The organism is Staphylococcus sp. CoH_129_LAB_1 (assembly GCF_058191515.1).
Window position 1 is genome coordinate 1 of record NZ_JBXWKZ010000068.1, and the last position, 452, is coordinate 452.

The window sequence follows — 452 nt, forward strand, 5'->3', positions numbered from 1 at the left end:
CAGGGGATTAGCCTGCCGTCGAGTCCTAAGGCGCTGCGCAAGCTCGCGGCTCACCTCGAATTGCTGGCTACTCGAATCGAGGCCGGTGAGCAAGAGTTCGAGGCAGTTGCTGATGGGCCTAAAAAGGAGAAGAAGTGATGGATCATAATCTTGATCTTGAAACGTTGAATCGCGTGCGCGTCAATCTTCTGGCTGTGATTGAAAACGCACCAGACGAGTACATGAATGGACTGCGCATTGCACTCGGTCTGGTGGTGCGCATGCACGTATTCGAAAAGGCACGGGGCGAGCTTCAAGCAGCGCTAGCCGAATTCGATGGCGCGATCAACACCGAGGAAGTACGCGCCGAGATTGCGCAGCGCGCAGTTGACATCACAGGAGCGGCATCTGCGTTCCACTCGGCAATGGATGAGGCAGAAACAGAAGCCCGATCCAAGACGCAAGAACTAGAA

The 452-nt window shown here is 55.3% G+C and carries 1 protein-coding gene; it reads left to right on the top strand.

All coding sequences use genetic code 11. The annotated features are described in order from the left end of the window. Positions 1 to 137: 137 nt before the first annotated feature. Positions 138 to 452 (top strand): hypothetical protein (locus AC2FB1_RS11125; RefSeq protein WP_490675274.1); only part of this gene is annotated, 315 nt, incomplete at its 3' end.